This window comes from Psychromonas antarctica, from assembly GCF_022267535.1.
GTDB classification, from domain to species: domain Bacteria; phylum Pseudomonadota; class Gammaproteobacteria; order Enterobacterales; family Psychromonadaceae; genus Psychromonas; species Psychromonas antarctica.
In genome coordinates, this window is record NZ_JAHNZV010000105.1 from 1 (window position 1) to 9,267 (window position 9,267).

The window sequence follows — 9,267 nt, forward strand, 5'->3', positions numbered from 1 at the left end:
TCTCTTGTTGTATTATCCTTTGTCTAGTTAACAAGTATTTTACCACAATGAGACATCAACCTCTTTAAAATCATCGAGTTATTTGGGTTTTATTGTTTGTTTTGAATCCCGAAACTTGAGTTATAAATATCTTCATAGGCACAGATAAACGATTCCGTAACAGCCGTACCATTTTGGAAATCAGTATCAAATTCCTTAGTTATTTTATCAACAATATCACTAGAATGAAGCGCAGACACCTTAAGGTTCCACTCTTTATTTGTTGCAAGCGCTGATGCTGTAAGGTTACTACTACCTATAATAATATTATGGTATTCAGATTTTCTAAACAAATACCCTTTTGAATGTGAGTTTACATTTGTTGCAATACGCAGTTCAATATTAGGGAATTTTAGAAGTTTTCTAAGTGCTTCTGGTTGAGTAAAGTTTAGGTACTGTGAAACGATAACTTTCCCTTTCACACCTTTTTCTTCAAGCTCTTTAAGAGTATTTATTAAAGTAGCAACACCACTTGTTGTCACAAACGCTACTGAAATAAAAAACTCATCACAATATTTCAGTTCCTCTAAAATTGTAGAGAGTACTTTCCGTGGAGGATTCTTTTTATTCACTAATAACGTCGGTTGATATAATTTTTCAGAAATTAATTCTTTATCAACAAAACCAGTCTTCAAACTTTTACTCAGTTCATCTAACACCATGTGTTTGTGCTCTTATATGTAATCTTCTTGAAGTTTTTGAACGATAGGAATATCCGCAGCAGCCCAATCGAGGCCATCTAGCTCATCAATTTTCAGCCACTTTTGATCAATATGCTCAGTCAGTGTTATGTCTTTATGCTCAATTAAACAAATGAAAGAGTGCATCGTAATAAAAAAATCCGGGTATTGGTGATTAACAGTATTGAAAAATTTAGGCTCGAGGATATCTAAATATAACTCTTCTTTTATTTCTCTAATTATTGCAAATTCTTTCGTCTCTCCAGCTTCGATCTTTCCACCGGGGAATTCATATTTTTTTGAAATATATTCAAGCTTTGCAGGACCGCGTTGAACACAAAGAATTTCTTCACCACATTGTATAATTGCAGCTACTACGTCTATCTTTTTCAAGAACACTCCTATACTGATAATTTTCAGGTAACTAACTATTTTTAAATATGTTTAGCATATATTCAATAAAAAAAAACACAACACTCAAGCTTTTTATAATTCAATGTTAATGATAAATATTACATCTAACTAAGTAGCTAAATCAGTGTGCGACTACACAAAAACTTCTATTGAGCCTCTTTGCACACCAAGTCCCTTTCTTCAATCAACTCGGGGTGGTTGTTATTCATCGTTTTTAAGATCAGCAAATTGCATTTTTTCTCTTTTTTACGTTGTGCTGTTTTCACTGTAGCGTTGGATATCTGTGCGACAAAAGGTTTGTAGCTAACCGCTGCATTACAATACATATTTTGCGCTTTTTTTGTCCTCCAATTTAAACTCGTACTTTTTGTTAAGCCCTCGCACATTTCACTAAAAAGTGATTTGGCTTTTATTGTACACATTGAGTAATTAGCGGTACTTTGATTAAAATTAGAGCAGACTGACTTGCCTCTTATTTTCCATATTTGGTATTGAAAGGCAATTGGCATATCTTTATATTCAATCGTTTGGCTTTGAATTTCAGTTCCCAAAATATCACCAACATGATCCTGTACTGTATTTGTTGCAGCGCTTAAATATACTGCAATAAAAGCTGTTACCGCATCCATCGCTTATCCTTAAATTAACAAGTTTAAAAATGATAACTAACCGTAATCAATCTTCAACTTTAACCATTGATCTGCACTTAGGATAATTACTACACCCCCAAAACTGATTGCCTGCATTCTTTCCTTTTTTTGCTTCCCTTAGCACCATTACTGAGCCGCATTTTTTACAAACTGGTATCGTTGGCTCTTTGCTAACAACAGGCTTTTCTACCTTTACTTTTTCAGTAACTTGTTTACCCGCTACAATCTCTTTTACATGTTTATTATGCTGCCAATTTGTTTTCAAACTGCGAGATAACCTGCCAGCTTCAATTGTCGATACTATTTCAGCAACTTGATCTGGGGTGAAAACAGTCTCGTTTTTAGCTTTAATATATTTAAGACAACCACGCGCATAGGTTACATTTTCTGGCATTTTCGTTTTAAAAGTACTATCTCCAACAAATACGACAACCGAATAAATACAATCAGTCGGGAGATTCAAGCAAGCAGCTAATGTTTGCGTGTGTTTATAATTTTGATGCAGTGGATTCTGAAATGGGAACGACCTTTTATATATCGTTTGCTTCCATTGCTTCTGTTTAGCAGTACCAAAGATCCAACCTTTCATATTTTTAGTTTCTATTACAAAAATACCGAACTGCGAAACAACAATATGATCGATTTGCGTTGTGCCATCCTCTGTTGGCAGAGTGACATTTTTAATCAGATGATAGTGCTGTTTATCGAGAAACCGATTAAGCATAAAGTTAACTAAAAACTCACCAACCTTGCCTTTAAACCATGGGGTTTTAAATATTAATCCCAAAAACGCTATTAGAAACAGATATCTTAACTGAATTGCTATTCCGAAAAGACCTTCAAAAACAGTACTTAAAAACGCATTAACGTCCATTTTATTTTCCATAAATTATTAACTACACGCAAAAAGCAAAAAACACGATATAAGATCACCCCACCACCCCTTTTAATCTTGCAAAGGTTTTCATATTTTCATCGGCATAAATAGTTTTATAGTCACGATTATTGGCAATTAACTGATAGCGGTTATCGGCATCTTTTTTTACCACGCGTAGTAAATATTGCGCGTCACCAGCTTCATCCTGCATTTCAATCGCCACGGTTAAGCCTTGCAACGATCCTGCGCTTGTTGGTGTTATCCATTCAAGTAATAAAAGGTCGCCGTCTTGCACTGGATTTTTTCCGCCATTCATCGAATTTCCAGAAGCTTTGGCAAGAAAATGATTGTCTGTCTGTAAATGACCAAATCCCGCTGGTGCATCCTGATATTCACACTCTGAGTCATCTCCTGCTTTAAAATGACCACAAGCAATTTTAAGGTTGGGGTAAAAAACAAGCTGCTCTGTCTCTGGTAACTTAAGTAAATTATTAGTTTCTGGTTGAGTCACGGCTTGTTTTGCTTTCACTTTATTTGGACGTTGTGAATAACGCAATAAACATAATGCTATCAATTCCTGTACCGCATCATGCAAAACTTCTTTCTCATGCGCTTGCACATCAATATTTGCTGTTAATTTACCATCAACAATTGTGAACCATTGCTTGCCCGTTTTTTTGTCCGCAGTACAACTATATTTAATAGGGAAATCTTTCCAATACTTTAACCAATTTTTAGAAGTCGGTGCTAATTCTTGCTTTTCTAAAGAGAGATCATTTTGTTTAAGTAAAGGGTAACGGTCAAAAACTAATTTACTATCACTGGCAAGCGCTTCTAATGTCGGTGGATTGGCAAAGCCATCTAAACGTAAAAATGATTCTAAGAGAATTATTTTAAAGGATTTTGTCATTGTTGTTGTCTGAACAGCACCTAGTAAAAATTCGCCATGTTTTGCGATTAATGCTGAAAAATCCGGATCCTGCTGTTGTTCTGCCACCAGCTCCATCCAACTATGATGCTGCTTATTAACCTTTTTCAGATCCTGATATTCGCTCCAGAACTCACTTGCAGTCGGGGGATGCCCTAGTTGTTGGTAAAGACTCTGATAATCTTCCGCAGCCGTTGTTCGTTGTTGTTTAGCTAGTTGTTCCCAGAACTGCGTGATCTCAATATCGTAATTAATCGAACAGCCTGCTGCTAACTTAGGATCTGTTACCTTTGTGACTAATTCTCTAACCGATGAACCGCCAAACAGTGCAAAGGGTTTATTTAAAAAAGAGTGATGATTGCCAATAAAATCAAGCACAACAAGATGCGATTTGTTTTCATACAATCGTAAACCACGCCCTAATTGCTGCAGAAATAATATTTTAGAATCACTTGGCCGTAGCATTAAAATGGTATCAATTGCAGGTAGATCCGTTCCTTCATTAAACAGATCAACCGAAAAGAGCACTTCAATCGCACCATCTTGTAATTGCGTTAATGCCTCATTGCGTCGTATCTTTGAATTTGCATGAACAGATAAAGCCGGAATACCTGCTTTATTGAACTGCTTTGCCATGTAATCAGCATGTTTCGTTGAGATACAAAAAGCTAAGGTTGTTTGTTGTTTTTTCTGTTGCCAATTTTTCAATACATGATCAGCACGTTTTTTAGTGATGAATTCGTTATCTATCGCCTGTGGATCAAATCGTCCATTACGCCAAGGGATTGCTTGATAATTTACAGACTCATCCCAGATACCATAATATTTGAAAGGCACTAATAACTTATCATCGATACCTTGAGTTAAATTCCGCTCATACACTAAGTTATTATCACACAAACCAAGAATGTCAGTTTGGTCAGTTCGTTCAGGTGTCGCCGTTAAGCCTAGTAAAAATGATGATTCAAAGTAATCTAATAAATTTTTATAAACTGGTGCGCTGGCATGATGAAATTCATCTACAACAATATAATCAAAATGCTCTTTTTGAAATTGCTTTAAATGACTTTCACGACCCAGTGTTTGCACTGAAGCAAATAGGATATCGACTTGTTTGTCTTTATTTTCAGAATTATAAAAACCAGTACTTTTTTCAGGCAATAATTGTGCAAAGGTGCGTTGAGCTTGTAATAAAATCTCTACTCGATGTGCCACGAATAAAATACACTTTGCTTTAGTCTGTAAAGCATCAAAAGCAGATAACCATGTTTTCCCCATACCCGTTGCTAAAACGACTAAGCCCCGCTTAAAACCTTCTTCTCTAGTTACTTGCAGCGCATTTAAGGCTTCAATTTGTATATTATTGGGTGTGATTTTTTCGACTATTTCATTGTCTATTTCACCACTTGCCACACTTACAAACTGCATCTTTTTACGGCGTTTTAAATAGCTATCAATCCATTCATTATCTAGTTTTTGTACTAAAAGATGATTAAATATATCGATAAAAGCACTGCGAATATGATTAAACTCAAGCGCTTCTCGGGAAGTTTTAGGAAGCTGGTAATCATGCCTAAAGTTCCATTCGTGTGCGATTGTTAACGCGCTTTTACTGATATTATTTGAACCAATAAATGCGCACCCATCAACTATTTCGTTGGCATCCGTTTTTACAAAGATATAGGACTTCATATGGAATGCTTGTTTATTATCGCTTTGATAAATGCGGATATCCGCACCACGCTCAACCAGCGGCATTAATTCCCGCAATGCAATGGGATCGGTAATATCCAGATAGTCAGAGGTTAATAATTGCAGACTTGCACCGTTGATCAGCGCATCTTTTAACGGTTCAAACAGTAGATTTAAACCACTGCGCTGAATAAATGAAACAGCAATCTCTATTTCTGTGGCACGGTTAATCGCATGAATAAGCTTTGGAAGTAAGGGATCATCGCCACCAATGGTTAATTGCTTGGCTTCAATGCGAAGGGATAAATTAGAATCAGCCATACTCAATGAGTCTTGCGCATAATTACATTCAGCCACTTTTCACTTTCCCGCCCTTCTCGCAAATCGCCCGTTATCCATTGCGCTGCAATTTCCAGTGGTGAATCAATTATCTGCTGGGCAAAGCTGCTTTCATTTAAATTGGTAAATAAGCGGCCATTGCGTTCAATCTCTTGGTCACCATATTTAAAGGAGCAGTAAAACAGGCCATCGACTTTCAACATTGCCGATAGAGCATTAAATACGCTGGGTAATTCAAGTAAGGGAGCATGCAGCAATGAGGCGCACGCCCATATCGCATCAAACTGTTTATTGTTTTTATAGGTTTGGAATAGATCAACAGCGACCTTTTTTCCAATCAATTGTGAAGCTAATTCAGCTAACTCTATGCTGGCATCAAAGGCTTCGACATCAAAGCCATGATCAATAAACGCCCGACTATCTCTCCCTGCGCCACAGCCCGCATCAAGAATTGATCCACCAGCGGGGATTAAGGGTAAAAACTGACTGTATAAAGCCTGCATATCAACGTCGACCGTCGAGTAATAAAAGTCTTGCGCATTGGCTTTATAATAGCGCTGGTTTATATTTGCCATTCTTTACCTCATGTTCAACATTAACAACGCAATGCTATTAATACCGCCTCGCTCGGTTGAAAAAGCGGGTGAGGCAAATATGAAAATATAATGAATATTTTTAAGTGATGAAATATATGTTACCACTTTATTTTGAAATTTATAGCGTAAGGATCTGATTTTAAAAATAATTTGCAATCGATAAAAGACAAAACGTTAAGGATGATGTAAGGGAGTATTTCAAGGATGACGCAGGATCTGTTTTGGGTTAGTTTTTTGGGCAACGAATTAAATACACTGGCGGACTGTTTGAATCAACAAACACTGGCGGACTGAAGTCCGCGCCCCTCAATAAGCTAAAGGCAACAGGCTGTTTGTACTTTCTCTGGGGCGCAGGCTTTAGCCTGCTTTGTTTTTACAAAATACTGTGCGAACGGTTTGAATGAACAAACACACTGGCGGACTGAAGTCCGCGCCCCTCAACAGGATAAGCGCATGTGTGGGTTCATGCTGCTTGCACTCGCTTTAGCCTGCATTGTTTTTACAAAATACTGTGCGAACTGTTTGAATGAACAAACACTGGCGGACTGAAGTCCGCGCCCCTCAACAAGGTAAAGGCAACATTCGGTTTTTTACTTTCTCTGGGGCGCAGGCTTTAGCCTGCTTTGTTTTTACAAAATACTGTGCGAACTGTTTGTAATGAACAAACACTGGCGGACTGAAGTCCGCGCCCCTCAACAAGGTAAAGGCTACATTCGGTTTTTACTCTCTCTGGGGCGCAGGCTTTAGCCTGCTTTGTTTTTACAAAATACTGTGCGAACTGTTTGTAATGAACAAACACTGGCGGACTGAAGTCCGCGCCCCTCAACAAAGTTCATTCAACGTTTGAGATCATGCTGTTTGCAGGAAATCGGTAAAGGTCTCTGCGGTATCTTGTATGGCATTAAAAAGTTTCAACAGGATTAGTAATAGTATGCACCAGCCCTGCTGTGGCTGCGCTAAATTTATCCCACGACGTTAATGTTTCATAGGTAGATTTAGCACCTTCTGCCATGCTGTAACCCGCTTCTGCATTGAGTTTCATTAAGCGAGCGCCAAAGGCTTCTGGGAAATTGTCTGCGTTATTTTCTATATTCTGCCAATGTTGTATTGCTTGTTTTTTGCTTGCATCAAGTGCATTAGGTTCTTTTGGTGCAGATGTAGTGATTGGTTTCGCTTTAGAAACCTTAGTGCCCGTCGCCAAGACAATCGGCTTAGCTGATTTATTATTGCCAACGGTTAGGTGATGATGACTAAATGAATGAGAGAATTAGAACGCCTATATTTTTTCATCCAATAGCCAGTTATCCGTAAATTAATTTTGAAATTGAGTGAAAAGTGCCCTGGTTTCCGAATGCCTCTTTAAAGCAACGAAGTATGCATGGTTGGTTAATATGCCAATCACAGCAAGCCATTCTCATATTTATTAGCTAGCGCTTTCCAAAATTCTAATAATCCACCGTCATATAACCAAGGATCGGGAAAATCAAAACCTTGATAATAATTACTGTCATCTTCCCACCCATAAGCAATGCGGCTTAAATTTTCTAAATTGTAACCTCCATGGTCAGGCCCACCGACACAAACACCTCGGGTAAACAGTAATAGTTCACCGTCGATTTCCTCCTTGTTGGAAATTTTTCCTGCCGGTAATCCGCCCTCATTGGGGGGAGTATCAAAATAGTCCAACATTTTGATTACCCAAGGCAGTACCGCTAAGGGAAAACAAGCTTGATAGTGACTGTATTTCACCTCACCTGTTTTTTTATTTGTCCAATTTCCACCGGTAAAAATAACTAATAAATTTTCATATTTATAAAATAAAAAGTCTTTATGGGGTTTAGAAGGTTTTTTAATATCTGCAATTAATTTAAAATTACCAGGGAATTGGCTTGGGTGATTAAATTCTTCAGGGATAATCATAAAATATGTCCAATGGGGGTTAGTGTTTCAATAATATTGACGGCTTTATTGCCCTTTAATGCTGCAAGGGTTTGTGGCGTGCGCTCTAAGGTTAAGGTTTCAACAATACCAAACTTTTGTTTAATTGTTGGGTTATTATTTTTGGTTAAGCCATTACCTAAAAAGTCTTCATTACTACCCAACTTATCATGTAACTCAACTCTTGTAACAAAGTGCTTCTTATTTTCACCTTGAGTTTCTATTGTAGGAATAAAATCTGCCATATCATCATTATCCCAAACATCCAGCCCTAATTCATCGGCTTGGTTGTACAGTTTATTATAAGTTGCTTGGTATTCTGGCGTATAGAGTGCATCAATGGTTGCATCATCAATGCCATCTAACTCATTTTTCGCAAATTGTGAAATTTCGCTAAACGTGGGAGTGATTGACTCTGCTCCAGAGGTCTCTACAGCTTTATGGGTATCAACAATCACCATCGAATAGATGCTTTCTGGGTGATATGTTAACCCAAGAATTTCAGCACAACGTTGCGGGTCGGTATCGGCCGCTTCAATCTGATCAAAGGTGGTAGACCAATATTTAATGCCACCGTTTTTACCTTTAAAATCGCCACCCAACTTACCGCTTAAAGGTACATTTGAGTTTCTTGCTTTAAGATAAGTTTGTTCCATGAAACGCACATGGAAACGCTCTTTAGGCACATCGCCGGAATTTGCCAGTGCAACTAGCTCTTCATCCGAGTATTTTGATTGATAACCATTTTCTATGATTTTATCCCGTGCTTTTTGCAAACGCTTTTCTGCATCGGCAAATGATGTAGGTTCTGATTTATTTTTCAACTCGCTCTGCGGGTTCACCACAGCTTTGGGGGCAACAACTGGCGCGGGTGCTAGTTTTGCTTTAGAAACCTTAGTGCCCGTTGCCAAGACAATCGGCTTAGCTGATTTATTATTGCTAGCCGTCAAATGACGATTATTAAATAATGGCTTTTTATCATCAGTTGGGTAGATCAGCAGTTGACGTTGCTCTAATTGCAATGCGATATAATCAACTACCTGCTGTTTATTGTAATTTGCCAGTGAATGATCATCATTTTTGAGGTAAGTAAATAGTTGTGCAATAACGTTAA

Annotated in this window: 9 protein-coding genes; all 9 read right to left on the reverse strand. The window is 37.8% G+C overall.

Annotated features, from left to right (window positions below; all coding sequences use genetic code 11):
* Positions 1-89: 89 nt before the first annotated feature.
* Positions 90-701, reverse strand: coding sequence for a phospholipase D-like domain-containing protein (locus tag KSO91_RS14385; RefSeq protein WP_238743730.1), 612 nt, complete (start codon positions 699-701; stop codon positions 90-92).
* Positions 702-713: 12 nt separating this feature from the next.
* Positions 714-1,118, reverse strand: coding sequence for a (deoxy)nucleoside triphosphate pyrophosphohydrolase (locus KSO91_RS14390; RefSeq protein ID WP_238743731.1), 405 nt, complete (start codon positions 1,116-1,118; stop codon positions 714-716).
* 161 nt (positions 1,119-1,279) lie between these two features.
* The gene (locus tag KSO91_RS14395) at positions 1,280-1,762 is read right to left on the reverse strand and encodes a hypothetical protein (protein WP_238743732.1); all 483 of its coding nucleotides are present in this window, start codon (positions 1,760-1,762) and stop codon (positions 1,280-1,282) included.
* Between the two features lie 46 nt (positions 1,763-1,808).
* On the reverse strand, positions 1,809-2,657 hold the full coding sequence (locus KSO91_RS14400) for a nuclease-related domain-containing protein (RefSeq protein WP_238743733.1): 849 nt from the start codon (positions 2,655-2,657) through the stop codon (positions 1,809-1,811).
* A 55-nt stretch (positions 2,658-2,712) separates the two neighbouring features.
* Positions 2,713-5,637 (reverse strand): DEAD/DEAH box helicase family protein, encoded by a 2,925-nt coding sequence (locus tag KSO91_RS14405; protein ID WP_338049781.1) that lies wholly within the window; start codon positions 5,635-5,637, stop codon positions 2,713-2,715.
* Positions 5,604-6,194 (reverse strand): class I SAM-dependent methyltransferase, encoded by a 591-nt coding sequence (locus tag KSO91_RS14410; protein ID WP_238743734.1) that lies wholly within the window; start codon positions 6,192-6,194, stop codon positions 5,604-5,606. Before KSO91_RS14410 ends, KSO91_RS14405 begins: the two co-directional genes overlap by 34 nt.
* 922 nt (positions 6,195-7,116) lie before the next feature.
* Positions 7,117-7,416 (reverse strand): hypothetical protein, encoded by a 300-nt coding sequence (locus KSO91_RS14415; protein WP_238743735.1) that lies wholly within the window; start codon positions 7,414-7,416, stop codon positions 7,117-7,119.
* Positions 7,417-7,613: 197 nt separating this feature from the next.
* Positions 7,614-8,135, reverse strand: a complete 522-nt coding sequence (locus KSO91_RS14420) for a hypothetical protein (RefSeq protein WP_238743736.1) — start codon at positions 8,133-8,135, stop codon at positions 7,614-7,616.
* Positions 8,132-9,267: hypothetical protein (locus KSO91_RS14425; RefSeq protein WP_238743737.1), on the reverse strand; the 1,136-nt coding region annotated here is incomplete at its 5' end. The genes KSO91_RS14425 and KSO91_RS14420, both read right to left, overlap by 4 nt.

What these genes read in the sequence shown, in the direction of transcription:
- KSO91_RS14400 (WP_238743733.1), bottom strand. Translation starts at nt 2,657, where the DNA reads ATGGACGTTAATGCGTTTTTAAGTACTGTTTTTGAAGGTCTTTTCGGA.
- KSO91_RS14385 (WP_238743730.1), bottom strand. Translation starts at nt 701, where the DNA reads ATGGTGTTAGATGAACTGAGTAAAAGTTTGAAGACTGGTTTTGTTGAT.
- KSO91_RS14395 (WP_238743732.1), bottom strand. Translation starts at nt 1,762, where the DNA reads ATGGATGCGGTAACAGCTTTTATTGCAGTATATTTAAGCGCTGCAACA.
- KSO91_RS14420 (WP_238743736.1), bottom strand. Translation starts at nt 8,135, where the DNA reads ATGATTATCCCTGAAGAATTTAATCACCCAAGCCAATTCCCTGGTAAT.
- KSO91_RS14410 (WP_238743734.1), bottom strand. Translation starts at nt 6,194, where the DNA reads ATGGCAAATATAAACCAGCGCTATTATAAAGCCAATGCGCAAGACTTT.